Below are 24,955 nucleotides of genomic sequence, written 5' to 3' on the forward strand. Positions count from 1 at the left end.
AATACCGCGTCACCGGGACGGGCGCGAGGCCCGGCAGTGTCGCCAGGACCTCAGGAGGCGTCCAGGGGCGCCGGCGGGAACAGCACGGGTATCGCCGAGACCAGGTGCGCGGCCCGGTCCAGGGCGCTGGCCAGCAGCGCGAGGTCGGTCGGGCCGTTGCCCAGCTCGCGCACCGGCCGGCGGGCCGGCGGATCGCCCATCCGCTCCCACTCCACCGGGACCACCGTCGGCCGCAGGGTCGCCGTCCGGGGGATCCGCCCGGTGACCCGGCCCGCCTGGAAGGGGACCGTACGGCCGTCCGCGAAGCGGAGCACGCCGCGGCCGGGCCCCGGCTGGTCCGGGGCCTCGAGCTCCACGCGCAGGGCCGCCATCCGGGCCGGGCCGGTGTCGGCCGTACGGTCCGGGCGGGACGTGCTCGCCACCAGGTGCACGCCGAGCCGGGCGCCGTCACGGGCCACCGCCTCCAGCGCCCGCACCACCGAGCCGGCGGCGGGCCGCCCCGCACTGCCCAGCCCGGGCGCGACCAGTGCGTCGAGGTCGTCCACGAGCACGACCAGGCGGGGCAGCGGGCTCGGCCCGACCGGATCCGTACGGGTGGCCGAGGCGCGCAGCCGCAGCGTTCCCGTCCGTACGGGCTCGCCGGTGCCCGGCGGGCCGGCGGACGGGCCGCCGTCGCCGCGGACCTCGCCCGGGGCGGGTCGGCGGGGCGCGACCATCCGGCCGGACACCTCGCGCTGCGCGTGCCACTCGGCGAAGTGGACGCCGTCCAGCAGCTCGGCGCGCCGCTTGAGCTCCGCGCCCAGCGCCTGCGCGAACTCCCGCATGCGCAGCGGGTCGGAGGCGACGAGGTGGGCGGAGACGTGCGGGAGTTCGGTACAGGGCAGCAGTCCGTCGCCGCGCTCGCCGCCGGCCCCGTCGAGGAGGACGAGGCCGAGCCGGTCCGGCCGGGCGCCCGAGGACAGCGAAGCGGCCACCGAGCGCAGCAGCTCGGTCCGCCCGCTGCCGGCGGGCCCCTCCACGATCAGGTGCGGGCCGTCGTGGACCAGTTCGGTGCCGACGGGTCCGCGCCGCCCGCTGCCCAGCACGATCTCGGCCAGGCCGCCCTGGCCCTGCCCCTGGTCGGTGGCGGCCGCCCAGCGGGCCATCAGGGAGGCCGGGGTGGCCCGGGCCAGCCCCAGCTCGTCCAGCAGGCGTGCCGTGGCGGGCAGCGTGGCGGCCGTGGGACGGCTCGGCCCGCCGGTCCCGGCGTCGGTGGGCCGCAGGGGTGCCAGGGCCCGGGCGAACCGCTCGGCCCAGGCGGTGGAGACGGCGTCGGAGACGGCGGTGCCGCCGGACGGGACCGGCCGGCCGCCCCGGATCTCGAAGGTCCGTACGGCCGTGGCCACGTCCCCGCTGAGCAGGGCGACCGCACCGCAGTCCCGGAAGGCGGAGGTGCCCGCGCAGGCGGACTCGTACGTGTCGGTGACCGGGGAGGCGGGGGTGGCGGCCGGGGCCTCGGCGAGTGCCAGGACGTGGATCCCGGCGGCCGGCCCGTGCGAGGCGAGCCGGCCTGTGATGTCGCGCAGCGCGCCGGTGCCCGGATCGCCGTCGAGGACGAGGAGCGTGTACGGGCCCGCGTAGGCGTCGGCCGTCTCGCGGACCTGGTCGGGAGAGGCGCTCGCCCAGTGCGCGCCCAGCGGACCGTCGTCGAGGCGCCGGGTCAGCTCGGCCGTGCGGGCGGCGGCCTGGTCGCGGTCGAACGCGAGGAGCAGGCGGCAGTCCTGGCCGTGCGCGGGCCGTACGTGGGGCAGCCAGCCCAGCCAGCCCCAGTCGCGCCGCCGGTCGGCGAGCGGACGGGCCCGGTCGGCGCAGACGAGCACGATCTCCAGCTGCCCCGGTGCGTGCAGTCCGGCGAGCTGCGCGACCACCCAGCGGGCGGCCCCGGACAGCCGGGCGCGCGGGCCGGCCAGGCCGAGGGCGCCGACGGCGGGCAGCGACACCCGGTTGCCGGCGCCGAGCCCGACCTCCAGCGGCGCGGTACCGGCGGCCCGCCCGGACGTACGGGACCACAGGCGCGCGGTGGGTCCCATCGCGGCCAGCAGCAGTGCGGCCGGGTCGTCGGGGTGCGGCGGGGTGGCGGCGACGACGGCCTCCGGAGCGGCCTGCGCGACGTCCTCTCCGCGCACCCACTTGCGGGCCCACGCCCCGAGGCCCTTGCGGCGGCCGGATCCGGGCCGGGACCCGTCCGGCCCGGCCGCGCCGGGACCGTCGGCGGAGTCGGGCGTACCGGGGTGGGCGGCGCCGACCGCGCCGGCCGGCCCGGCGGTGTCCGCGGCGGTGCCGGAGGCGCCCGGTGCCCGGCCGGGCGCGGCGGGCGGCAGGTGCAGGCCGTACGCCCGGGCGCCGGGGCCGGCCGGGCCGCGGGCGCCCGCGGCGCTCCCGGGGACGTCGGGGAAGGCCCCTGCGGGGCCGTCGGGGCCGTCGGAGCCGGTGGGCGCGGCGAGGGCCAGGTGGCCCTCCTGGTCCGGGATCACGGGCAGCGCGGGCGCGCTCGCGGGCGCCAGCCGCAGGGTGGACTCGCCGACCTGCAGCAGGGCCCCCGGGGGCAGGGCGACCGGCTGGATCCCGACCGGGGAGCCGTCGAGGGTGGTGCCGTTGGTCGAGTCCAGGTCCGCCACGGCGACCCGGCCGTCGCCGATGACCGTCACCGCGCAGTGCATCCGGGACACGTCGGGGTCGTCCAGCGGGACGTCGGCGTCGGAGGACCGGCCGATCCGGATCTGCCCGCCGTGCAGCAGGTGCACCCCGCCCGCGTCGGGTCCGGCCACGACGTGCAGCTGGGGCGCGCCGAGGCCGTCCTCGGGCAGCACGTCCGGCATCGGGGAGTGCAGCGCCAGCACCGCGCCGTCCACCAGCGGCGGCTCGCCCAGCACCCGCCGCTGGAGGTCGAGGCGCTCGGAGCCCGCGTACAGCACGACCGTGCCCCCGGTGTCGGGGCCGCCGACGGTGGCCGCGAGCCCGGAGGCGACCGCGGCCAGCGCGGTGCCGGCGGGCGCGGTGACGAGCACGTCACAGCTCGCGGGGGCGGTCTGGTGGCCGCTGCGCGACCCGAGGACGGTCAGCCGGATCTGCATCGCCGTCAGCGGTCCCTTCTGCGCGGTGCGCGGTGTGTGCGCCCGGCAGGGGATCCCGTGACACGCATGCCCGATCGCCCCCACCCGGCACGGACGCGTCGTCCGGTCAGGTCTGCCCGGAAGGCGGGGCTCCCGTCCCGTGCCGTTCCGTACGGGTGCATCCTCGCACCTGTCGCGGACAACACGCCCGGCACCCGGCAATAAATGATCTTGATCTGTTGCGGGCCGGGCAAGGGCCCGATCGAATCCGGACCGCGAGCGGGGGAAAGAGGGGGAAAATCGCCTCCGGCATACCCCGAAAACGTCACCCTCCGTACATATGTGCGGCAACCAACCTCCGCGGACCGGCGTCTTCCCGGGGGACACCCCCTAGAGTGGGCCGGAAAACCACTCGACGGATCGACCACAGCAGACGACAGCAGGGGAGCGCGAGACGTGCGGCCAGTCGGCAGTAAATACCTGCTCGAGGAGCCGCTCGGGCGCGGCGCCACGGGCACTGTCTGGCGTGCCCGCCAGAGGGAGACCGCCGGCGCCGAGGCGGCCGTCGCGGGACAGCCCGGCGAGACCGTGGCCATCAAGGTCCTCAAGGAGGAGCTGGCCCAGGACGCCGACATCGTCATGCGCTTCCTGCGGGAGCGCTCGGTCCTGCTGCGCCTGACCCACCCCAACATCGTGCGCACCCGCGACCTCGTCGTCGAGGGCGACCTGCTCGCCCTGGTCATGGACCTGATCGAGGGCCCCGACCTGCACCGGTACCTGCGCGAGAACGGCCCCTTCACGCCCGTCGCCGCGAGCCTGCTGACCGCCCAGATCGCGGACGCGCTCGCCGCCAGCCACGCCGACGGCGTGGTACACCGCGACCTCAAGCCGGCCAACGTGCTCCTCGACGAGCGCGGCGGCCAGATGAAGCCGATGCTCACCGACTTCGGCATCGCCCGCCTCGCGGACTCCCCGGGCCTGACCCGCACGCACGAGTTCGTCGGCACCCCCGCCTACGTCGCCCCCGAGTCCGCCGAGGGCCGCCCGCAGACCTCCGCCGTCGACATCTACGGCGCCGGCATCCTGCTCTACGAGCTGCTCACCGGCCGCCCGCCGTTCGCCGGGGGCACCGCGCTCGAAGTGCTCCACCGCCACCTCAGCGAGGAGCCGCAGCGCCCCTCGACCGTGCCCGAGCCGCTGTGGACGGTCATCGAGCGCTGCCTGCGCAAGGAGCCGAACGAGCGCCCCAGCGCCGTGAGCCTGGCCCGCGGCCTGCGCGTGGTCGCCGCCGGCATCGGCGTGCACTCCACGTCCGCCGAGGTGGAGGCCGCGCTCGGCGTGGGCGCCCTCCTCGCGCCCGACCCCTCTCCGGCCCCGGTCCCCGAGACCCCCGGCGCCGCCGACCCCACCCAGGTGCTGCCGTCCGGGGCGGGCTCCCCGATGGGCGCCTACGACCCGAACGCCATGACCAGCGTCATGCCGCCGGTCGGCGCCGCCGACGCCACCTCGGTGCTGCCGAGCACGGGAGGCCCCGGGGCCGACCCGACCTCGGTCATGCCGCCCGTGCAGCAGCCGGACGCGCCGCACCCGTGGCAGACGCAGATGGCAGCCGCCCGCGACCGCAACGAGCAGACGCAGATCCAGTACCTCGACCCCGAGGACGACCCCCTGCGCCGCCGTCCACAGCGCCAGGCGCCCCCGCCGCCGCAGCACCGGCCCCAGCAGCCGCCGCAGTACCGGCAGGGTCCGCCGCCGCAGCAGCAGTACCAGCAGCCGCACCAGCCCCAGTACCGCCAGCCGCAGCAGCCTCCGCAGCAGCAGTACGCGCCGCCGCCCCCGCCGCCGCAGCACTACCAGCCGCAGCAGCGCCAGCAGTACCAGCAGCCGCAGCAGCCGCAGTACCGCCAGCCGCAGCAGCCCCAGCAGGCCCCGCCGCAGCCCCCGGCCCCCCGGGAGCCGCGCGAGCCGCGCCGCCGCAGCGCCAACCCGGTGCGGATCCCCGGCCTCGGCTGCCTCAAGGGATGCCTCGTGCTGATCCTGGTCTTCTTCGTGGCGGGCTGGCTGATCTGGGAGCTGACCCCGCTCCAGGAGTGGGTCGGCACCGGCAAGGGGTGGTGGGACCAGGTGTGGAGCTGGGGCACCGGCGTCGTCGACTGGGTCACCACGATCGGCGACTCGGCGAGCTCGGGCTCCTCGGGTTCCGGCTCCGGCGCCCCCTGAGTCGGGGCCCGTAGCGCCGACTTCGTGGATTTGTCGACATCCGGGGCGTGATTTCGCCCGCAGAAGTGAAGGTCGTCGCGAATCGGGCCCCCTGCTGGCCTCCGAAGCCCATCGGGCCGCGTAGCTTTGGGGCGTACGCCAGCCACTGAGGGAGCAGTCGTGGCACGGAAAATCGGCAGCCGGTACACCGCGCACCAGATCCTGGGGCGCGGCAGCGCGGGCACGGTGTGGCTGGGCGATGGGCCTGACGGGCCCGTCGCCGTCAAACTCCTGCGTGAGGACCTCGCGTCGGACCAGGAACTGGTCGGACGCTTCGTCCAGGAGCGCAGCGCCCTGCTCGGCCTGGAGCATCCGCACGTCGTCTCCGTCCGCGACCTCGTCGTGGACGGCAACGACCTCGCCCTCGTCATGGACCTCGTACGCGGTACGGACCTGCGCACGCGGCTCGACCGCGAGCGCAGGCTGGCCCCCGAGGCGGCCGTGGCGATCGTCGCGGACGTGGCCGACGCGCTGGCCGCGGCGCACGCGGCGGGCGTCGTGCACCGGGACGTCAAGCCGGAGAACGTCCTGCTGGACATGCAGGGCCCGCTCGGCCCCGGCGGCTCGCACCCCGCCCTGCTGACCGACTTCGGCGTCGCCAAGCTGATCGACTCCCCCCGCCGGGCCTCCGCGGGCCGGGCCACCGCCCCGACGACCCGGATCATCGGCACCCCGGACTACCTGGCGCCCGAGATCGTGGAGGGCCTGCCCCCGCGCGCGGCCGTGGACATATACGCCCTCGCCACGGTCCTGTACGAGCTGCTGGCCGGGTTCACGCCCTTCGGCGGGGGCCACCCGGGCGCCGTCCTGCGGCGGCACGTGACGGAGACGGTCGTCCCGCTGCCGGGGATCCCCGACGAGCTGTGGCAGCTGATCGTGCAGTGCCTGGCCAAGGCCCCGGCCTCGCGGCTGCGGGCCTCGGAGCTGTCGGTCCGGCTGCGGGACCTGCTGCCGATGCTGGCCGGGATGCCGCCCCTGGACGTGGACGAGCCGGACGACGCGGAGCCGGAGCCCGCGGTCTCCGAGGAGCCCTCCGCCGACCCGGTGCGGCGGCGCAGCGTGGTCCCGCTGGTGCCGGGGTCGGCGACCGACTCCAACCGGGACACCCACACCTCGATGCGGGTGCCCGGGCCGGACGAGCTGGCGGGCGGGGCGCTGGGCACGGCCCGCGTGCCGCGCCCGGCCGGCGGGCACCGGCCCGGCTCGGCCCGGCACCGCGCAGAGGCCGCGCGCAAGCGGCGCCTGACCCTGTCCGCGGTCGCCGTGGCCCTGGCCGCCGCCGTCGGCCTGGGCAGCTGGCTGGCCTTCTCCGGGGGCGACGAGCCGCAGCCCCGCCAGGACAACAAGCAGCAGTCCGTTCCACGGGTGCCGTAAGGCCGTGCGGCGCCGGGGCCGGGGGCCCCGCCCCCGGACCCCGCGCGGCGGACGCGCCCCGCCCCCGCCGCCGCGGACGGCTACGCCGGGACCAGTTCCGGGTGCCAGCGCCGCGCCACGGCCGGGTGGGCGCGGACCCAGCCCTTCAGCTCGTTGCGGCCGTACTCGGCGTGCAGCGGGTTCGTCGCGTCGTGCGCGACCCCGGGCGCCGAGCGCAGGTAGTCGCCCGGCACGGTCTCCACCACCGCGTCCAGCCGCGGGTTGTAGAAGAACGGCACCGAGAACCGCTCCACCGCCCCGGGCGGGCTGACCACCCGGTGGTCGGTCGCCGTCAGGTACCCCTCGGTCGCGATCTCCAGCAGCTCGCCCAGGTTCACCACGAAGGCCCCCGGCATCGGCGGCACGTCCACGTAGCCGCCGTCCCGGACCACCTGCAGGCCGCCCACCGAGTCCTGCAGCAGGAGAGTGAGGAAGCCGTAGTCCTTGTGCGCCCCGACCCCCTGGTCGGCGCCGGACGGGGCCGACCCCGGGTAGCGGATCAGCTTGGTGTGCAGGTGGGGGCGGTCGGCGAAGGCCTCGTCGAAGAAGTCCGCCGGGGCGCCGATCGAGACCAGGAGCTCCTGGAGCAGGCGGTGCGCCACCGCTGCCAGGCGGGTCTGCCAGTCCAGGACCACCGTGCGGAGCTCGGGAAGGGCGGCCGGCCACTGGTTCGGGCCCTCCAGCCACAGGTACGGCGGGTCGTCCGGGCCCACCACCGGCGCCGGCCGCTCCGCGCCCACGTCCAGCTGGTCGCGCCAGTCCGAGGCCCCGCCGGTCAGCTCGTGCCCGATCCGGGTGTAGCCGCGGAAGTGCGGGGAGTTGAGGTTGCTCACGGCGAGCCGGTCGGCCTCCGGGAGGGAGAAGAAGGTCCGGGTGACCTCCAGGATGCGGGCGCTCTCGGCGGCGGTCACGCCGTGCCCGGTCAGGTGCAGGAAACCGGTGTCCCTGGCTGCTGCGTGCAGCTTCTTCAGGAATTCGGCCCGCTGGGCCGGGTCGTCGGCCTGGGAGAGGTCCAGGACGGGGAGGGAGTGCGCGGACGGCATGACGGCTCCGTTTCGGATGTCACGGGGTCCTGTTCCCCAGAGGTGGCGGGGGCAGCGGGTGGGGTGGGGCCGCCGGCAGGGATGGTGCCGGGACCGCTTGGGCCGCGTACAGGACCAAGTCGGATCGGGGTGGATCAGGCTTGGGTTCGGTCCGGCGGCTGACAGCTCGTCGTCGTGACGCGCATGTAGTCCACATGGCGGCGCTTGACGAGGAGAACGGTCATACGGTGAGCGTACGCCCGTGCGAGCCATCATCAGAACGGGTGATCCGGCCTGCCCGGACGGGCTTGGCTGCGGACCGGCTACGCTGGACCCGTGGCAGTCGTCGATGTTTCCGAAGAGCTGAAGTCCCTCTCCTCGACCATGGGGTCGATCGAGGCCGTCCTGGACCTCGACAAGCTGAGGGCAGATATCGCCGTGCTCGAGGAGCAGGCCGCCGCGCCGTCCCTGTGGGACGACCCGGAAGCCGCCCAGAAGATCACGAGCAAGCTTTCGCACCTCCAGGCCGAGGTCCGCAAGGCCGAGACCCTGCGCGGGCGCATCGACGACCTCGGGGTGCTGTTCGAGCTCGCCCAGGAGATGGACGACGCCGACACCCTCGCCGAGGCCGAGACCGAGCTGACGTCCGTGCGCAAGGCACTGGACGAGATGGAGGTCCGGACCCTGCTCTCCGGCGAGTACGCCGAGCGCGAGGCCCTGGTCAACATCCGTGCCGAGGCCGGCGGCGTCGACGCCTCCGACTTCGCCGAGCGCCTCCAGCGCATGTACCTGCGCTGGGCCGAGCGCCACGGCTACTCCACCGAGATCTACGAGACCTCGTACGCGGAAGAGGCCGGCATCAAGTCGACCACCTTCGTCGTCAAGGCCCCGTACGCCTACGGCACCCTCTCCGTCGAGCAGGGCACCCACCGCCTGGTGCGCATCTCGCCCTTCGACAACCAGGGCCGCCGCCAGACCTCCTTCGCGGGCGTCGAGGTGCTCCCGGTCGTCGAGACCAGCGACCACGTCGAGATCGACGAGTCCGAACTGCGCGTCGACGTCTACCGCGCCTCCGGCCCCGGCGGCCAGGGCGTCAACACGACCGACTCGGCCGTGCGCATCACGCACATCCCGACCGGCATCGTCGTCTCCTGCCAGAACGAGCGCTCGCAGATCCAGAACAAGGCCAGCGCGATGAACGTCCTCCAGGCCAAGCTGCTCGAGCGGCGCCGCCAGGAGGAGAAGGACAAGATGGACGCCCTCAAGGACGGCGGCAGCTCCTGGGGCAACCAGATGCGCTCCTACGTCCTGCACCCGTACCAGATGGTCAAGGACCTGCGGACGGAGTTCGAGGTCGGCAACCCGCAGGCGGTCCTCGACGGCGAGATCGACGGCTTCCTGGAGGCCGGAATCCGCTGGCGCAAGCAGCAGGAGCAGACCGCGTAAGGCGCTCCCTGCGCGCACGCACGGAACACGGGAAGGGCCCGGACACCAGGTGTCCGGGCCCTTCCGCTGTATGTGATCGGTACGCGGCGCGGGCACCGACGAGTACCGGCGCCGGGGTCCCGCCCGGACAGCCTCCTAGGCGGTCTGCTGGGCCACCAGCACCAGAGCTGCCACGAGGACCACCATGAGCACGATGAGAGCCACGGGGTTCAAGCCGGAGAAGGGGCCCTCCTGCTGGAGGCGCTCCCGGTTCGCCCGGCACACCGGGCAGCGGCCCTGGCTGACGGGTGCGGCGCAGTTCGCGCACACGAGCCGGTCATATGTCATGCGCTCCTCCTCTCGTCCCCTCGGTCTTCCTTCTTGCCTAACGGCACGGGGAACCGGAGCGTTCCCCCTACCACTGTGCCAGCTTCGCCGACATTCGGCGCGGCCCGTCCGGGCAATCGCGGAACGGACCCTCCCGGACCAGGGGATAAAGCGGACAACTCCGGATGCCGGGTCCACACCTCGCGCCCGTTCGCGTATGGTCACGCACACCTACTCCCGGCGACCGTGGTGCACCCGTGATCCGATTCGACAGCGTCTCCAAGTCCTACCCGAAGCAGAGCCGTCCCGCACTCAGAGAAGTCTCCCTCGACATCGCGAAGGGCGAGTTCGTCTTCCTGGTCGGCTCGTCCGGCTCCGGCAAGTCCACGTTCCTGCGCCTGATCCTGCGCGAGGAGCGGGCGAGCCACGGCCAGGTGCACGTCCTGGGCAAGGACCTCGCCAAGCTCTCCAACTGGAAGGTCCCGCAGATGCGGCGCCAGCTGGGGACCGTCTTCCAGGACTTCCGCCTGCTGCCCAACAAGACAGTGGCCGAGAACGTGGCCTTCGCCCAGGAGGTCATCGGCAAGCCCAGGGGCGAGATCCGCAAGGCCGTCCCGCAGGTGCTCGAACTCGTGGGCCTGGGCGGCAAGGAAGAGCGCATGCCCGGCGAGCTCTCCGGCGGTGAGCAGCAGCGCGTGGCCATCGCCCGCGCCTTCGTCAACCGCCCGGCGCTGCTGATCGCGGACGAGCCCACCGGCAACCTCGACCCCCAGACCTCCGTCGGGATCATGAAGTTGCTGGACCGGATCAACCGGACCGGTACCACCGTGATCATGGCGACGCACGACCAGCAGATCGTCGACCAGATGCGCAAGCGCGTCATCGAACTCGAACAGGGCCGACTCGTGCGCGACCAGTCGCGCGGCGTCTACGGCTACCAGCACTGAAAGGCCCCCCAGAGTCATGCGCGCCCAGTTCGTCATGTCCGAGATCGGCGTCGGCCTCCGCCGCAATCTCACCATGACCTTCGCGGTCATCATCTCGGTGGCCCTGTCACTGGCCCTGTTCGGCGGCTCCCTGCTCATGAGCGAGCAGGTGGGCAGGATGAAGGGCTACTGGTACGACAAGGCCAACGTCTCGATCTACCTCTGCAACAAGCAGGACGCCCAGGAGGCCGGCGAGGCCGCCGCCACCAGCGCGGGAGGCGGCGCGGGAGGCGTGGCCACCTGCCGCAAGGGCGCCGTGACCGAAGAGCAGAAGAAGCAGATCGAGTCCGAGCTCAAGGCGATGTCCCTGGTCAAGTCGGTGACCTACGAGTCGGCCGACGAGGCGTACAAGCACTACCAGGAGCAGTACGGCCACACCGCCCTGGCCTCCTCCATCACGCCCGACCAGATGCAGGAGTCCTTCCGGGTCAAGCTCAAGAACCCGGAGAAGTACAAGGTGGTCACCTCCGCCTTCGCGGGCCGCGACGGCATCCACACCGTCGACGACCAGCGCCAGGCGATCGACGACCTGTTCCGGATCCTCAACTACCTCAACATGGCTGCCGTGGGCATCATGGCGATCATGCTGATCGTGGCGCTGCTGCTGATCGTCAACACCGTGCGCGTCTCGGCGTTCAGCCGCAGGCGGGAAACCGGGATCATGCGGCTCGTGGGCGCTTCCAGCTTCTACATCCAGGTCCCCTTCATCATGGAGGCCGCCGTCGCCGGCCTCATCGGCGCGCTCTTCGCCTGCGCCATGCTCGTCTCCGGCCAGTACTTCGTGATCGACCACGGCGTCGGCCTGCGGGACAAGATCCAGCTCATCGACTTCATGGGCTGGGGATCGGTGCTGGCCAAGCTCCCGTACGTGCTCTTCATCGGCCTCCTGATGCCCTCCATGGCCGCCTTCATCGCCCTGCGCAAGTACCTGAAGGTGTGACAAGCGCCCCGCAAGCGGTCCGGCCAACCATCCGTACCGGCGCGGGGCTTGTCCTAGACTCGGCGCCATGCTGGGCTTGCCGAGTATCCCCGCCTCCTGTCTCCGGCCCCGCGACCCACGTCGCGGGGCCGTTTTGACGTTAACCTTCGTCGCCGTCGTCGCCGTCGGCGCGTTCACCGGCTGCTGGGACCGCGAGGACGGCGCCGTGGCCGCCGCCCGTACGGACGCCCCCGCGCCCGGAGCCCCGCGCGCGCCGGGCACCGCCGACCGAGAGGCGGTCGCCCGGGCCGCCGCCGAGGCCGTCGCCGAGGGCAAGTCCGGCAAGAAGGCCGCACAGGAGGTCGTCAGCCGCAGCGGCGACCGCTGGGGCACCGTCTACGACCGGGGCGAGTACGCCGCCTTCGCCGAGGGACTCGACGGGCACTGGACCGGTGTCGGGGTCTGGGCCGTGCGCGCCCAGGACGGCATGATCACCGTCGACGGGGTCCAGCCCGCCGGCCCGGCCGCCCGGGCCGGCCTGCGCGCCGGGGACCGGCTGCTGAGCGTCGACGGGCACGCCGTGACCGGGATGGCCGTCGCCGACGTGGTCGCGCTGCTGCGCGGCACCGCCGGCACCCCCGTCGTGCTGAACCTGAGCAGGGACGGCGCCGACCTCACCGAGACCGTCCTGCGCGAGCGGTTGAGCACTGAGCCGGTCACCGTCCGGCAGCTCGCGGGCGACGTCACCGTCATCAAGGTCACCTCCTTCACGCGCGGTTCCGGCGAGCGGGTCAGGGCGGCCGTCCGCGCGGCCCCGGCCGGCGGCGGGGTCATGCTCGACCTGCGCGGCAACCGCGGCGGGCTGGTCGCCGAGGCCGTCGCGGCCGCATCCGCGTTCCTGGACGGCGGGCTCGTGGCGACGTACGACGTACGGGGCGAGCAGCGCGTCCTGAACGCGGCCCCGGGCGGGGACACGACCCGGCCGCTGGTGACCCTCGTCGACGGGGGCACGATGAGCGCCGCCGAGCTGGTCACGGGCGCGCTCCAGGACCGCGGCCGGGCGGTGGCGGTGGGCAGCCGGACCTTCGGCAAGGGCTCGGTGCAGATGCCGACCGAGCTCCCGGACGGCTCGGTGGCCGAGCTGACCGTGGGCACGTACCGCACACCGGCGGGCCGCAGCCTCGACGGCGGCGGCATCACCCCGGACGTACCGGCGGGCGAGCGGGCCGAAGAGCGGGCCGTCACGGTATTGGGTGGCCTCGGGGTGGGTCCGTAGTGCGAAAATGACCGCACTATGGCTAAGGAAAAAGGGCGCAAGCTGATCGCCCAGAACAAGAAGGCGCGGCACGACTACGCGATCCTCGACACCTACGAGTGCGGTCTCGTGCTCACCGGTACCGAGGTCAAGTCCATGCGCCAGGGCCGGGCCTCGCTGGTGGACGGCTTCGTGTCGGTGGAGGGCCGGGAGGCCTGGCTCTACAACGTGCACGTGCCGGAGTACAGCCAGGGCACCTGGACCAACCACAGCGCCCGGCGCAAGCGCAAGCTCCTCATGCACCGGGAGGAGATCGACAAGCTGGAGCGCAAGGCGGACGAGTCGGGTCACACGATCGTGCCCCTCTCGCTGTACTTCAAGGACGGCCGCGCGAAGGTCGAGATCGCGCTGGCGAAGGGCAAGAAGGAGTACGACAAGCGGCAGACGCTGCGGGAGAAGCAGGACACGCGCGAGACGAACCGGGCGATCTCGGCCATCCGTCGCAAGCAGCGCGGCACGGTTTAATCACCTGGCACGCGGTGGTCCACTTCGCGTACCATGGCGTCAGCACCGCCCCCCGGGGTGGAGCACATTGTTAAAAAAACATGGGGATGATCGGTTTCGACAGCGGATGTCGATGCAGGGGAAGCGAGCCGAGGAAGCGGCAATGATCTCGCTAACCACATGTCGCAAAAAATAATCGCCAACTCCAAGAGCGATAACTCCCGCTTCACCCTCGCTGCCTAATAACAGTGAGCTGAAGCCTCTGTGAGGAGCGTCAGCCCGGAAGTGGTCCCGGTCCGGATCCTGGCGTCAACTAGGGATCTAAACCTCTAGCCCCGGTCACGGGGGTTGGAGGGAAACCAAACAGTGACTGAGCCCGTCGGAGACTTGTCCGTGTGATCTCCGGGGCTGAGAAAAGCGCAGCGGACTGCGCTCGGAGAAGCCCTGCTTCTGCACCGTTGGACGCGGGTTCGATTCCCGCCATCTCCACTCATCCCATGTGGGCGAAGGCCCCCGGTCGCGACTGACGTCGCGACCGGGGGCCTTCGGCTTTCCCGCGCCCGCCGGGTCGACGGGATGGCGAGAGGTCAGTCCGAGTAGTGGTAGCGGGCCTTGAGGATCTTCGCTTCTTTGTCGTCGGCCCTGTAGACCAGTCTGTGTTCGTCGTCGATCCGGCGGGACCAGTAGCCCGTCAGGTCGCCCTTGAGTGGTTCGGGCTTGCCGATGCCGGCGAACGGGGACCGCTGGATCTCCTGGATCAGGCGGGTGATCCGCTTGGCCATCTTGCGGTCCGCCCCGAGCCAGAAGAGGAAGTCCTCCCATGCGTCCGGGTCGAAATGGACGCTCCTCACTCGTCACCGGCCAGTTCCCGGAGCTCCTCCATGCTCTTCGCCACGCTCGCGGCACCTTCCTTGTCCCGTGCGACGGCTTCCATCAGCCGACGGGCGTTCGCGGGGGACCGCAGCAGGTAGACCGTCTCCTGCCAGGAGTCGTAGTCGGCCGCCGACATGAGCACCGCGTCACCGCTCTTGGAGCTGATGCGTACGGGGACGTGGTCGTCGTTGACGCGCTCGATGAGGGGGAAAAGCGTCTTGCGAGCCTCGCTGGCGCTTATGGGCATCTGCCGCCTCCATTCGGAATGGTACGAGGTTATGGTACCGCTCGCGTACCGGATTGTGGTACCGGAGGCGTGGTCTGTGTGGGTACATGGCAACGGGCCCCCGGCCGGGGGGCCGGGGGCCTGGGTCAGGCGGGGGCGGGGGCCTGGGTCAGGCGGGGGCGGGGGTCAGCAGAAGGGGACCTTGTTGAGGTTCAGGGCGTAGCGGGCGGCGATCCAGCCGGAGCCGTCGGCGAGCTTGTACCAGATCGAATTGCCGTCGACGTTCTGGCCGTTGACCTTGCACTGGAGCTTGACCACCGTGCCGGTCGGGATCTTGCCCTGCTGCTTGTAGTGGGTGCCGGGGCCGGAGCGGACTCCGAGTCCCTTGCCGGGGCTGACGATCTTGGCCTTGGGCTTTGCCTCGGGCTTCTCGTGGTGGCCGCCGCCGCACTTGCAGTCGCCGGGCTTTCCGGGCTTGCCGGTGTCGCCCTTCGGGCCCTTGGGGCCCTGGGGGCCTGCGGGGCCGGGCTTGCCCGTGTGGCCCTTCGGGCCCTGCGGTCCCTGCGGGCCGGGCCTGCCTTCGTGGCCCTTCGGGCCCGGCTTGCCGGTGTCGCCCTTGTGGCCCTGCGGGCCGCGGGGGCCTTCCGGTCCGCGCGGGCCCGCGGGGCCGGTGTCGCCCTTCGGGCCGCCCGCGGGTCCCGGCTCGCCCTGCGGCCCGCGGGGGCCGGCCGGGCCGGGCTTGCCTTCGTGGCCCTTCGGGCCCGGCTTGCCGGTGTCGCCCTTGTCCCCCTTGTCGCCCTTCTCGCCCTTCTCGCCCTTGTCTCCCTTGGGGCCGGGGCGCCCGGGCTTGCCGTGGTGGCCCGGCTTGCCGTCGTCGCCCTTGTCGCCCTTGGGGCCGGTCACCGGGGTGGCGACCGCGAACAGGGCGGGCGCCGCCTCGTCCGTCGACCACTCGCCGCCGTGCAGGGTGGTGCCCTGCGGCGCGTCCGCGTCCACCCGCAGGGCGACGCCCAGCCGGGTCTGCTCGTTCGAGGGGAAGACGAAGCCGGCGCGGTCCCCGGCGTCGCACGTCAGCCGGCGGGCGTCGGCCGAGCGCGTGCACGGGAGCGAGGAGCGCTGCCCGTCCCAGTAGAAGCGGGCCTCGGGGAAGGTCGTACGGTCCGGCGCGGTGATCCGGAAGGTGCTGCTGACGGCCTGGTCGGACCCGTTGGCGGCCGCGATGACGACGCGGCCCGTCGCGCCGGGGGCGATCGAGGGGACGTACGGCTGGAAGAACCGGATGTTCGACGAGTCGGCGGCGGCCGGTACGGCCGGTGCCAGGCAGGCGGCGGTGACGGCTGCGACGAACAGGGCCGCGGGCACGGAACGGGAAGCAGGCACGGGTAGTTCCTCCGCAAAGGGAAGGGCGCTGAGGGGAAGCACCCCCAGTTATCGCGGATCTCCCGCGGTGGTCGTGCGTACCACGCGGGAACGATCACTCGGCCGCCGGATCGATCGGCCTGCCAGGGCGATCGCCAGGGCGATCAGCGCGGCCGTCGCCGGCACCGCGTACGCGGCGGCCGGGCCCGCGCCCTCCACCACCCAGCCGGCGCTCGCCGCGCCGACCGCGATGCCCGCGAAGATGGCGGTGACCGCCAGGGTCATGCCCTCGTTCAGCCGCCCCTCGGGGGTGCGGGCGTGGACCTGCGACATCGCCGTGACCATCGTCGGGGCCGTGGCCATGCCGGCCAGCAGCAGGGCGCCCGCCAGGGCGGTCACGGAGCCGGTGGCCGCCGCCGCCCACGGGAGGGTCATCGAGACGGCCAGGGCGCACACGCAGGTCTTCAACGAGCGGGCGCGCACGGTGCCGTAGAGCAGGCCGGCCGCGCAGGAGCCCGCCGCCTGGAGGGCAAGGACCAGGCCGGAGGCGGCGCCCAGGCCCTGGACGTCGAGGTAGGCGATCGAGGTGACCTCCATCGAGCCGAAGACCACGCCCGTGACGAGGAAGAGCGGCAGCAGCGGACCCAGCGCGCGCAGCGGGGACCCGCGCCGCGGCGCCGCCGACACGGGGGGCTGGGTGGCGCGGCAGGAGGTGAAGGCCAGCATGCCGGTGAGCAGCAGGGCAGCTCCGGCGAGGGTGCCCGCCTCCGGGAAGAGCACACCGCACAGGAAGGCCGCCAGGACCGGCCCGAGCATGAAGCACAGCTCGTCCGCGGCCTGTTCGAAGGACATCGCCGTGTGGTGGGCGGCGGGGGAGTCGTGCAGCAGGTGCGTCCAGCGGGCGCGGGACATGCCGCCGATGTTGGGCGTGGTGGCGGTCGCGGCGTACGAGGCGAAGAGCGTCCAGGCGGGAGCGCCGCTGCGGACGCAGGCGATCAGGGCCAGCGACCCGAGGACCGCGATCAGCGTCGCCGGCACGGCGATCCGGGCCTGGCCGTGGCGGTCGATCAGGCGGGCGGTCCAGGGCGCCACCACCGCCGTGGCCGCCAGGCCGGTCGCCGTGACCGCACCGGCGAGCGCGTACGAGCCCCGCTGGCCGGCGATCATCATGACCGCGCTGACCCCGAACATGCCCATCGGGAGGCGGGCGATGAGGTTGCCGGCGGTGAACCCCCGGGTGCCGGGCAGTGCGAACAGCGTCCGGTAGGGGCCGGGTGCCCGCCCGGCGGCACGGCGACGGGCGGCGGGAGCCGCGACGGGAGCGGTGGCGGGGGCAGGGGAGGCGGCGGTGATGACGAGGGTGCTGCCGGTGACGGTCATGAGGGGCATGGATCCACCCTCGGCCGGGGCGGTGTGCGGCGTCCAACACCTGTTCCGAGGCCATTCACCCGTTCCCGTTGTTAGTCTCCGGGGGTGAATCCCCGTGATGTGGAACCCCGGCTGCTGCGCGGGTTCGTCGCCGTTGCCGAGGAACTGCACTTCACCCGGGCCGCCGCCCGCCTGTACGTCGCCCAGCAGGCGCTGAGCCGGGACGTCCGGCGCCTCGAAGCGACCCTGGCGGCCACGCTGTTCGTCCGCACCACCCGCGCCGTCGAGCTCACCGCCGACGGGCACCGCCTGCTGCCCCTGGCCCGGCGCGTGCTGCGCGCCCACGAGGAGCTGACCGGCGCCTTCGGAGCCGGGGCCGCGGCCGGCGCGGCGCCCCGGCCGCTCCTCGTCGACCTGAACACCGACGGCCCCGGCACCGCGCGCACCGTGCTGGAACGGGCCCGCGAACTCGCCCCGGACTGCGAGTTGATGGCTCGCTTCGAGAGCGGGCTCACCCATGCCGCCGCCGAGGTCGCGGCCGGCCGGCTCGACGTCGCCTTCGGGTACGCCGACGGGCTCGACCCCGTACTGCTGGCACCGCTCGCGCAGCGGCCCGTGCGGTACGAGCCGCTCGCCGTGCTGCTGCCCGAGGGGCATCCCCTGGCGGCGGGCGAGTCCGTACCGCTGGACGCGCTGGCCGGGGAGACCGTGTACGCGGGCGCCGGGAACCCCCGCACGCTGGAGTGGACGGGGCTGGCGCGCGAGCTGTTCACCGGGAGGGGGATCCTGATGGCGCCGCCCGCGCCGGTCGCGATGGGCATGGACGAGTTCCGCCGGGTCATGGTCAAGACCGGCAATCCGGTCCTGGCGACCGTGGGCTTCCTCCAGATGCCGGGGTGCGTGAAGCTGCCGCTGACCGATCCGGTGCCGCTGTCGCCGCTGTCGATGGTGTGGCGCAAGGGTTTCGGCCACCCAGGGCTGGACGCCCTGCAGGCCGCGGCCGACGGGCTGGCGGCCGAGCGGGGCTGGCTCGTGCCACCGGCCGGGAGCTGGCTGCCCGCCCCGCTCACACACGGCCCGGGCGGCGGGTGAGAGCAAGGTTTCCCGGCGGTCATCCGGCGGGGACCGGGGCCGAAACGCGCCCTTCCTACCGTCGTTCCCACGGACGCGACAGCTGTGGAGGCGTGTGATGACCGGTACCGCACCGCGCAAGCGGGGCCGCTGGATCGAGCAGTGGGACCCCGAGGACGAGACCTTCTGGAAGGAGACCGGGGAGCGGGTCGCCCGCCGCAACCTGCTGTACTCCGTGCTCTCCGAGCACATCGGATTCTCCATCTGGTCCCTCTGGTCCGTGATGGTCCTCTTCATGGGCCCGCAGTACGGCATCGACCCGGCCGGGAAGTTCTTCCTGATCGCGACGGCCACCTTCGTGGGCGCCCTCGTGCGCGTGCCGTACACCTTCGCCGTCGCCCGCTTCGGCGGCCGGAACTGGACGGTCTTCAGCGCGCTGCTGCTGCTCGCCCCGACGGTCGCCGCGATCGTCGTGATGGAGCCGGGGACCTCCTACGGGACCTTCCTGCTCGTCGCCGCCCTCACCGGCGTCGGAGGCGGCAACTTCGCCTCCTCCATGACCAACATCAACGCCTTCTTCCCGCTGCGGAAGAAGGGCTGGGCGCTCGGCCTGAACGCCGGCGGCGGCAACATCGGCGTGCCCGTCGTCCAGCTGGCCGGCCTGCTCGTCATCGCCACCGCCGGAGCCGGCCACCCGCGGCTGCTGCTGGGCGCCTACATCCCGCTGATCGTGATCGCCGCGGTGCTGGCCGCCGTACGGATGGACAACCTGGCGCCCGTCCGCAACGACACCGGCGCGGTCCGCGAGGCCCTGAAGGACGCGCACACCTGGATCATGTCGTTCCTCTACATCGGGACGTTCGGGTCCTTCATCGGCTACAGCTTCGCCTTCGGGCTGGTCCTCCAGACCCAGTTCGGGCGCACCCCGCTCCAGGCCGCCTCGCTGACCTTCGTCGGACCGCTGCTCGGCTCGCTGATCCGGCCGGTGGGCGGGGCGCTCGCGGACCGGTTCGGCGGGGCCCGGATCACCCTGGGCACGTTCGTCGCGATGGCGGCGGCGACCGGGGTGGTCGTGTTCGCCTCGCAGCGGTCCTCGCTGCCGGTCTTCCTCGTCGGCTTCGTGGCCCTGTTCGTCCTGAGCGGGCTCGGCAACGGCTCGACGTACAAGATGATCCCGGGCATCTTCCAGGCGAAGGCCCTGGCGCGCGGGATGAGCGGCGAGAGCGCGGCGGCGTACGGGCGGCGGCTCTCCGGGGCCTCCATGGGGCTGATCGGGGCGGTCGGCGCGCTCGGCGGCCTGGGCATCAACCTGGTCTTCCGGGAGGCGTTCCGCACCTCCGGATCCGGTACGACGGCCTTCGTCACCTTCCTCGGCTTCTACGCGCTGTGCTGCGCGGTGACCTGGGCGGTATACCTTCGCCGCCCGGCGGCCCCGGTGATCCACGCGGCCGAGGCCCCGGCGAAACCCCAGCTCACGTCGGTGTAACCGGGGCGAAATACGGGTGAACCGAGTCCGACACGCCGAGTTGGCAGGCTCGGTCCACCCGTACCGCCCCCACATGCGTCAGTAGGCAGGTCACGATGGACGACAGGAACACCCGCCCGCTCGCAGGCTTCACCGTCGGGGTCACCGCGGCCCGGCGCGCCGACGAACTCATCGCGCTGCTGCGGCGGCGCGGGGCGTCGGTGCTGCACGCGCCGGCGCTGCGGATCGTCCCGCTCGCCGACGACAGCGAACTGCTCGCCGCCACCAAGGAACTGATCGGCTGCCCGCCGGACGTGGTCGTCGCCACCACCGCCATCGGCTTCCGCGGCTGGGTCGAGGCCGCCGACGGGTGGGGGATCGGCGAGGGGCTCCTGGAGACGCTGCGCTCCACCGAACTGCTGGTGCGCGGCCCGAAGGTGAAGGGTGCCGTCCGGGCCGCCGGGCTCGTGGAGGAGTGGTCCCCGGAGTCGGAATCGCTCGCCGAGGTACTGGACCGGCTGCTGTCGGCCGGGGTCGACGGGCGGCGGATCGCGCTCCAGCTGCACGGGGAGCCGCTGCCCGGCTTCGTCGAGGCGCTGCGGGCCGGCGGGGCCGAGGTGGTGGTGGTCCCGGTGTACCGGTGGATGCCCCCGGAGGACCTCGCACCGCTGGACCGGCTGCTGGACGCGATCGTCGGCGGCGCGGTGGACGCCGTCAGCTTCACCTCGGCCCCGGCGGCGGCCTCGCTGCTGTCCCGGGCCGGGGAGCGGGGGATGCGGGAGGCCGTGCTGGACGCGCTGCGCGGCGGGCCGCTGTCCGCGTGCGTCGGGCCGGTGACCGCGCTGCCGCTGCAGGCGCTCGGCGTGGACACGGTCCAGCCGGAACGGTTCCGGCTCGGCCCGCTGGTGCAGCTGCTCTGCCAGGAGCTGCCCGGCCGGGCCCGGGTGCTGCCGGTGGCCGGGCACCGGATGGAGATCCGGGGGCACGCGGTCCTCCTCGACGCGGAACTGCGGCCGGTGCCGCCCGCCGGGATGGCCCTCCTGCGGGCCCTGGCACGGCGGCCGGGCTGGGTGGTGGCCCGTGCGGAACTGCTGCGGGCGCTGCCGGGTGCGGGCCGCGACGAACACGCCGTGGAGACGGCGATGGCCCGGCTGCGGGCGGCGCTGGGGGCGCCGAACCTCATCCAGACGGTGGTCAAGCGCGGCTACCGGCTCTCGCTGGACGCGGGCGGCGACGACAAGTACGGGGAGCTCCCGCAGGACGTGGCGGTGACGGCCAGGGGAGTCCTGGGCTAGCGTGCCGGGATGATCTTTGACGGGGTGGAGATGAGGGGCGTCGCACTGGACGACGCCGCAGGACTGGCCGAGGCGTTCGCGCGGAACCGGGCGAACATGGCGCCGACCGAGCCGGTCCGGCCCGACGCCTTCTACACCGAGCAGGGGCAGCGGCAGCGCATCGGGCAGCAGCTGGAGTCCCGGGACGCCGGGCGGCTGCTGCCGTACGTGTTCGCAGACCTGGCGAGCGGTGCGCCGCTGGGGACCATCAACCTGGGCAACATCCAGCACGGGCCGCTGAGCAGCGGCGGGCTCGGCTACTGGGTCGACGAGGCCTGCCGCGGCAAGGGGCTGGCCACGGCCGGCGTCGAGGAGGTCTGCCGGATCGCCCGCGACGAGCTCGGGCTGCACCGGGTCGAGGCGGGGACCCTGGTCGACAACCTGGCCTCGCAGCGGGTGCTGGCGAAGGCGGGCTTCGAGCAGTACGGACTGGCACCGCGCTACCTGCACATCAACGGCGCCTGGCGCGACCACTGCCTCTTCCAGCGGATCCTGCACGACAACCCGCCGGCCCCCTGAGCGGGGCGCACCGCCGGTGATCCGGCCGCGGCCCGGCCATTTGGGGGAAGGTCCGGGCGGAGCCCGGTGCCAGGCGGAGCCGGGTTTCCCGGGGCGCCGCCCCGGACCCCGCTCCTCGAACTCCCCCAGCTACCGCTGGGAGGTGCCCCCTGGAGGGGCTGGATCTGCCGGGCGGGCCCGGAACAGGCGGCGGGCCCCTGCCGCCGGAGGCACCGGTTCGGGGGCTTCCCCAGCGGGCAGCGGACGGGCACTCTGGGGAGGCGCCCGACGACGCGAGGCGGTGACGGACATGCGGTTCGACTCCGGGCGGGTCTGCCTGGACCTGGTGGCCACCTTCGCCCCGCACGAGGGGATCCCGGACGGCGACGAGCTGCGGCTGTGGCTCGCCGGAGCCGGGCTCGTGCCCGACCGGACACCGTTGGCCCGGGTCGGCCCCGACTGGGCCGAGGCCTTCCGCGCCCTGCGCGCCGACGTGGAGACCCTCGTACGGGCGGAGCTGTCCGGGAGCGATCCCGACGAGGACGCCCTGGCCCGGGTCAACGCGCTGGCCGCCGGACCACCCCCGGGTCTGTGCGCCGTCCGCGACCAAGAAGGGCACCTCGTGCGGGAGTTGTGCGGCGGCGTGGAATGCGGCGCGCTGCTCGCGGCCGTCGCCCGGGACGCCGTCGAGCTGCTGACCGACCCCGGCGACCGCGCCCTGCTGCGGGCCTGCGCCGGCGACGGCTGCACCCGCGTCTACCTGGACACCTCCCGCGGTCACCGCCGCCGGTGGTGTTCCAGCGAGCTGTGCGGCAACCGCGAACGCGTCGCCCGCCACCGCCGACGGCTCCTGGCGTCCGGATCCCGGTAGTCCGCGTATCACCGAGCGAGACCCGTTCCGGAACGGGCGTGCGCACAGGGGGCCGGTTCGCGTACGGTTGACGGTCGCCCATGCACGTCAGAAGGGGGCCTTGGTGGCCGCGCAGGATGCCGCTGTCGACAGCACGGCGGACTCCGTCCGCGATCGGGAGATCGCGGTCGAGCAGACGCATCTCGACCAGGTGTACCGACGCCTCGAGGAGAAGATCCACGAGGCCGAGTTCCTCATGAACGACGCCGCCCAGCGCGGCCAGGTGGGCACGCCCGGAGCCCTGGCCGAGCGCGACGCGCAGGTCTTCCGGGCGGGCATCCACCTGAACCGGCTGAACAACGAGTTCGAGGACTTCCTCTTCGGCCGCATCGACCTGGTGCTCGGCAAGGACGGGGAGCGCGGCCCGGACGGCGCGTACACCTCCGTCGAGCCCGCCGACGCGGCGATCCGCGAGGACCTCACGGCCGACATCGCCGAGACGCTGCACATCGGCCGCATCGGAGTCCTGGACTCCGACTACGCGCCGCTGGTCATCGACTGGCGCGCACCGGCCGCCGCGCCCTTCTACCGCTCCACGCCCAAGGACCCGGGCCGCGTCGTGCGCCGCCGCGTCATCCGCTCCAAGGGCCGCAAGGTGCTGGGAGTCGAGGACGACCTGATGCGCCCCGAGGTCACCGCGTTCCTCGACGGCCGCGAGCTCCCCGCCATCGGCGACGGCGCGCTCATGGCCGCGCTCGGGCGGGCCCGTACGCACTCCATGCGCGACATCGTCTCCTCCATCCAGGCCGAGCAGGACCTGGTCATCCGGGCCCCCGCCGCCTCCGTGGCCGAGGTCGCGGGCGGCCCCGGCACCGGCAAGACCGCCGTCGCCCTGCACCGCGCCGCCTACCTGCTCTACCAGGACCGGCGCCGCTACTCCGGCGGCATCCTCATCGTCTCCCCGACGCCGCTGCTCGTCGCGTACACCGAGGGCGTGCTGCCCTCCCTCGGCGAGGAGGGCCAGGTCGCCATCCGGGCGCTCGGCTCGCTGGTCGACGGCGCCGAGGCGACCACGTACGACGACCCGGCCGTGGCCCGCATCAAGGGCTCCTCCCGGATGCGATCGGTCCTGCGCAAGGCCGTGCGCGGCACCCTGGAGCTCGGCGACGACCGGGGCCTGGCGCCCGACCGGCTGCGGGTGGTGGCCTTCGGCAGCCGCCAGGAGCTGGAGGCCGACGAGCTGAACCGGATCCGGCAGAACGTGCTCGGCGGCACCGCGCCCGTGAACCTGCTGCGCCCCCGCGCCCGCAAGCTGCTGCTCGACGCCCTGTACGCGAAGACCGGCGCCTCCGGCCGGCACAGCGACCCGGAGCTCGCGGCCGAGCTGCGCTCCGCGTTCGACGAGGACATCTCCACCGAGGACGCCTTCATCGGCTTCCTGAACGCGTGGTGGCCCGAGCTGACCCCGCGCCGGGTGCTCGCCGCGATGGCCGACGAGCGCAAGCTCGGCCGCTGGTCGCGCCGCGACCTGAACCCGCGCGAGACGCGTCAGCTGGCCCGCTCGCTGCGCCGGGTGGGCGCGGACGGCAAGGGCCCCCTGTCGGTGCACGACGTGGCGCTGCTCGACGAGCTCCAGCAGCTCCTCGGCGCCCCCGCCCGGCCGAAGCGGAAGCGGGAGCTGGACCCGCTCGACCAGCTCAGCGGGCTGGAGGAGCTGATGCCGGCCCGCGAGGAGACCCAGTGGGAGCGGGCCGAGCGGCTCGCGGCGGAGCGCACCGAGTACGCGCACGTCATCGTGGACGAGGCCCAGGACCTGACGCCGATGCAGTGGCGGATGGTGGGCCGCCGGGGCCGGCACGGCACCTGGACGGTCGTCGGCGACCCGGCGCAGTCCTCGTGGACGGATCCGGAGGAGGCGGCCGCCGCCCGCGACGAGGCCCTGGGGTCCCGGCCCCGCCGCCGCTTCACGCTCACGGTCAACTACCGCAACCCGGCCGAGGTCGCCGAGGTCGCCTCGCGGGTGCTGCGCCTGGCGATGCCCGGCATGGAGCCGCCGACGGCGGTGCGTTCCACGGGGCTCCAGCCGCGGTTCACGGCCGCCGAGGGCGACCTGGGCGCCGTTGTGCGGGAGGAGACCCGGCGGCTGCTGGAGCAGGTGGACGGCACCGTCGGCGTGGTCGTGGCCATGGACCGGCGTGCGGAGGCCGCGGGGTGGCTCGCCGACCTGGGCGAACGGGCCGTGGCGCTGGGCAGCCTGGAGGCCAAGGGCCTGGAGTACGACGCCACGGTGGTCGTCTCCCCGGCGGAGATCGCGGAGGAGTCCCCGGCGGGCCTGCGGGTGCTGTACGTGGCGCTGACGCGTGCCACGCAGCAGCTGACGGTGGTCTCCGCCCAAGGGGACAAGCCGGACGCCGACGGGGTACCCGAGCTGCTCCTGCCGTAGCCGGCGCCCGGGCGGCCCCGCGGTCCCGGACGGGCCGTCCGGGCCGCTCGGGACCGCGTACGGCCGTATGGGCCGCGGCCAGGCGCGTGGTCCCCGGAAGCCGTCCCCGAGCAGGGGGATCACATTCGGCGATCCTTTGTTAGCCTGGGTACGGCACCGACTCGATCCAAGCCCCCGGGCCCAACCTTCGTCGCTCAGAGCGACCACTTGCCGCGAGGCGAGCATGGCGGGTCGGTGTCATAGACGTACGAACAACCAGGTCCGCG

Annotated in this window: 20 protein-coding genes and 1 other RNA gene; 14 read left to right on the forward strand and 7 right to left on the reverse strand. The window is 73.7% G+C overall.

Going from position 1 to position 24,955, the window contains the following annotated elements; genetic code table 11:
* Positions 1-50: 50 nt before the first annotated feature.
* Positions 51-3,113 carry an FHA domain-containing protein gene (locus tag OHA91_RS23405; protein ID WP_328739946.1) on the reverse strand — a complete coding sequence of 1,021 codons (3,063 nt, stop codon included), beginning with the start codon at positions 3,111-3,113 and terminating at the stop codon, positions 51-53.
* Between the two features lie 435 nt (positions 3,114-3,548).
* On the opposite strand from OHA91_RS23405, the gene OHA91_RS23410 reads away from it, so the two are divergent.
* On the forward strand, positions 3,549-5,312 hold the full coding sequence (locus OHA91_RS23410) for a serine/threonine-protein kinase (RefSeq protein WP_328739947.1): 1,764 nt from the start codon (positions 3,549-3,551) through the stop codon (positions 5,310-5,312).
* A 159-nt stretch (positions 5,313-5,471) separates the two neighbouring features.
* On the forward strand, positions 5,472-6,725 hold the full coding sequence (locus OHA91_RS23415; protein WP_328739948.1) for a serine/threonine-protein kinase: 1,254 nt from the start codon (positions 5,472-5,474) through the stop codon (positions 6,723-6,725).
* Between the two features lie 80 nt (positions 6,726-6,805).
* Here the strand turns inward: OHA91_RS23415 and OHA91_RS23420 are convergent, their stop codons facing one another.
* Positions 6,806-7,807 (reverse strand): isopenicillin N synthase family dioxygenase, encoded by a 1,002-nt coding sequence (locus tag OHA91_RS23420; protein WP_328739949.1) that lies wholly within the window; start codon positions 7,805-7,807, stop codon positions 6,806-6,808.
* 315 nt (positions 7,808-8,122) lie between these two features.
* On the opposite strand from OHA91_RS23420, the gene prfB reads away from it, so the two are divergent.
* Positions 8,123-9,232: a peptide chain release factor 2 gene (gene prfB, locus OHA91_RS23425; protein WP_031152444.1), complete on the forward strand. Its 1,110-nt coding sequence runs from the start codon at positions 8,123-8,125 to the stop codon at positions 9,230-9,232.
* A 135-nt stretch (positions 9,233-9,367) separates the two neighbouring features.
* Here prfB and OHA91_RS23430 read toward each other — a convergent pair whose 3' ends face one another.
* On the reverse strand, positions 9,368-9,559 hold the full coding sequence (locus tag OHA91_RS23430; protein WP_030662818.1) for a hypothetical protein: 192 nt from the start codon (positions 9,557-9,559) through the stop codon (positions 9,368-9,370).
* Between the two features lie 236 nt (positions 9,560-9,795).
* On the opposite strand from OHA91_RS23430, the gene ftsE reads away from it, so the two are divergent.
* The 5 genes from ftsE (at position 9,796) to ssrA (ending at position 13,694) form a co-directional block, all read left to right on the forward strand.
* Positions 9,796-10,485, forward strand: a complete 690-nt coding sequence (gene ftsE, locus OHA91_RS23435; protein ID WP_030011324.1) for a cell division ATP-binding protein FtsE — start codon at positions 9,796-9,798, stop codon at positions 10,483-10,485.
* A 16-nt stretch (positions 10,486-10,501) separates the two neighbouring features.
* Positions 10,502-11,464, forward strand: coding sequence for a permease-like cell division protein FtsX (gene ftsX / locus OHA91_RS23440; RefSeq protein ID WP_031152441.1), 963 nt, complete (start codon positions 10,502-10,504; stop codon positions 11,462-11,464).
* A gap of 67 nt (positions 11,465-11,531) precedes the next feature.
* Entirely contained in the window at positions 11,532-12,719 is a 1,188-nt protein-coding gene (locus OHA91_RS23445) for a S41 family peptidase (RefSeq protein WP_266500772.1), read from the forward strand.
* Positions 12,720-12,737: 18 nt separating this feature from the next.
* On the forward strand, positions 12,738-13,223 hold the full coding sequence (gene smpB, locus OHA91_RS23450; RefSeq protein WP_030028291.1) for an SsrA-binding protein SmpB: 486 nt from the start codon (positions 12,738-12,740) through the stop codon (positions 13,221-13,223).
* 82 nt (positions 13,224-13,305) lie between these two features.
* Positions 13,306-13,694, forward strand: a transfer-messenger RNA (tmRNA) gene (ssrA, locus tag OHA91_RS23455).
* Positions 13,695-13,789: 95 nt separating this feature from the next.
* On the opposite strand, the gene OHA91_RS23460 is transcribed toward ssrA, so the two are convergent.
* The 4 genes from OHA91_RS23460 to OHA91_RS23475 form a co-directional block, all read right to left on the reverse strand.
* A complete protein-coding gene (locus OHA91_RS23460; RefSeq protein ID WP_328739950.1) occupies positions 13,790-14,053 on the reverse strand; it encodes a Txe/YoeB family addiction module toxin in 264 nt (87 codons plus the stop codon).
* The gene (locus tag OHA91_RS23465) at positions 14,050-14,322 is read right to left on the reverse strand and encodes a type II toxin-antitoxin system Phd/YefM family antitoxin (RefSeq protein WP_031152436.1); all 273 of its coding nucleotides are present in this window, start codon (positions 14,320-14,322) and stop codon (positions 14,050-14,052) included. Before OHA91_RS23465 ends, OHA91_RS23460 begins: the two co-directional genes overlap by 4 nt.
* Before the next feature lie 165 nt (positions 14,323-14,487).
* Positions 14,488-15,681, reverse strand: a complete 1,194-nt coding sequence (locus OHA91_RS23470) for an SH3 domain-containing protein (RefSeq protein WP_328739951.1) — start codon at positions 15,679-15,681, stop codon at positions 14,488-14,490.
* Positions 15,682-15,729: 48 nt separating this feature from the next.
* Positions 15,730-17,040, reverse strand: coding sequence for an MFS transporter (locus OHA91_RS23475; RefSeq protein WP_328741164.1), 1,311 nt, complete (start codon positions 17,038-17,040; stop codon positions 15,730-15,732).
* Positions 17,041-17,133: 93 nt separating this feature from the next.
* Between OHA91_RS23475 and OHA91_RS23480 the strand changes: the two genes are divergently transcribed.
* The 6 genes from OHA91_RS23480 to OHA91_RS23505 all read left to right on the forward strand — a co-directional run bounded on the left by OHA91_RS23480 (position 17,134) and on the right by OHA91_RS23505 (position 24,689).
* Positions 17,134-18,120, forward strand: a complete 987-nt coding sequence (locus tag OHA91_RS23480; RefSeq protein ID WP_031152429.1) for a LysR family transcriptional regulator — start codon at positions 17,134-17,136, stop codon at positions 18,118-18,120.
* A gap of 97 nt (positions 18,121-18,217) precedes the next feature.
* Positions 18,218-19,585, forward strand: a complete 1,368-nt coding sequence (locus OHA91_RS23485) for a nitrate/nitrite transporter (RefSeq protein WP_328739952.1) — start codon at positions 18,218-18,220, stop codon at positions 19,583-19,585.
* Positions 19,586-19,680: 95 nt separating this feature from the next.
* The gene (locus OHA91_RS23490; RefSeq protein WP_051893257.1) at positions 19,681-20,859 is read left to right on the forward strand and encodes a uroporphyrinogen-III synthase; all 1,179 of its coding nucleotides are present in this window, start codon (positions 19,681-19,683) and stop codon (positions 20,857-20,859) included.
* Between the two features lie 9 nt (positions 20,860-20,868).
* A complete protein-coding gene (locus tag OHA91_RS23495) occupies positions 20,869-21,417 on the forward strand; it encodes a GNAT family N-acetyltransferase (protein ID WP_031152423.1) in 549 nt (182 codons plus the stop codon).
* Positions 21,418-21,706: 289 nt separating this feature from the next.
* Positions 21,707-22,267 carry a CGNR zinc finger domain-containing protein gene (locus OHA91_RS23500; RefSeq protein WP_031152420.1) on the forward strand — a complete coding sequence of 187 codons (561 nt, stop codon included), beginning with the start codon at positions 21,707-21,709 and terminating at the stop codon, positions 22,265-22,267.
* Positions 22,268-22,370: 103 nt separating this feature from the next.
* Positions 22,371-24,689: a HelD family protein gene (locus OHA91_RS23505; RefSeq protein ID WP_328739953.1), complete on the forward strand. Its 2,319-nt coding sequence runs from the start codon at positions 22,371-22,373 to the stop codon at positions 24,687-24,689.
* Positions 24,690-24,955: the final 266 nt, after the last annotated feature.

The organism is Streptomyces erythrochromogenes, from assembly GCF_036170895.1.
GTDB classification, from domain to species: domain Bacteria; phylum Actinomycetota; class Actinomycetes; order Streptomycetales; family Streptomycetaceae; genus Streptomyces; species Streptomyces erythrochromogenes.

Excerpts from the sequence above, each read along its gene's own strand:
- OHA91_RS23405 (WP_328739946.1), bottom strand. The coding sequence starts at position 3,113 with ATGCAGATCCGGCTGACCGTCCTCGGGTCGCGCAGCGGCCACCAGACC.
- OHA91_RS23420 (WP_328739949.1), bottom strand. The coding sequence starts at position 7,807 with ATGCCGTCCGCGCACTCCCTCCCCGTCCTGGACCTCTCCCAGGCCGAC.
- OHA91_RS23430 (WP_030662818.1), bottom strand. The coding sequence starts at position 9,559 with ATGACATATGACCGGCTCGTGTGCGCGAACTGCGCCGCACCCGTCAGC.
- ftsX (WP_031152441.1), top strand. The coding sequence starts at position 10,502 with ATGCGCGCCCAGTTCGTCATGTCCGAGATCGGCGTCGGCCTCCGCCGC.
- OHA91_RS23445 (WP_266500772.1), top strand. The coding sequence starts at position 11,532 with ATGCTGGGCTTGCCGAGTATCCCCGCCTCCTGTCTCCGGCCCCGCGAC.
- smpB (WP_030028291.1), top strand. The coding sequence starts at position 12,738 with ATGGCTAAGGAAAAAGGGCGCAAGCTGATCGCCCAGAACAAGAAGGCG.
- OHA91_RS23465 (WP_031152436.1), bottom strand. The coding sequence starts at position 14,322 with ATGCCCATAAGCGCCAGCGAGGCTCGCAAGACGCTTTTCCCCCTCATC.
- OHA91_RS23475 (WP_328741164.1), bottom strand. The coding sequence starts at position 17,040 with ATGACCGTCACCGGCAGCACCCTCGTCATCACCGCCGCCTCCCCTGCC.
- OHA91_RS23485 (WP_328739952.1), top strand. The coding sequence starts at position 18,218 with ATGACCGGTACCGCACCGCGCAAGCGGGGCCGCTGGATCGAGCAGTGG.
- OHA91_RS23490 (WP_051893257.1), top strand. The coding sequence starts at position 19,681 with ATGGACGACAGGAACACCCGCCCGCTCGCAGGCTTCACCGTCGGGGTC.
- OHA91_RS23495 (WP_031152423.1), top strand. The coding sequence starts at position 20,869 with ATGATCTTTGACGGGGTGGAGATGAGGGGCGTCGCACTGGACGACGCC.
- OHA91_RS23500 (WP_031152420.1), top strand. The coding sequence starts at position 21,707 with ATGCGGTTCGACTCCGGGCGGGTCTGCCTGGACCTGGTGGCCACCTTC.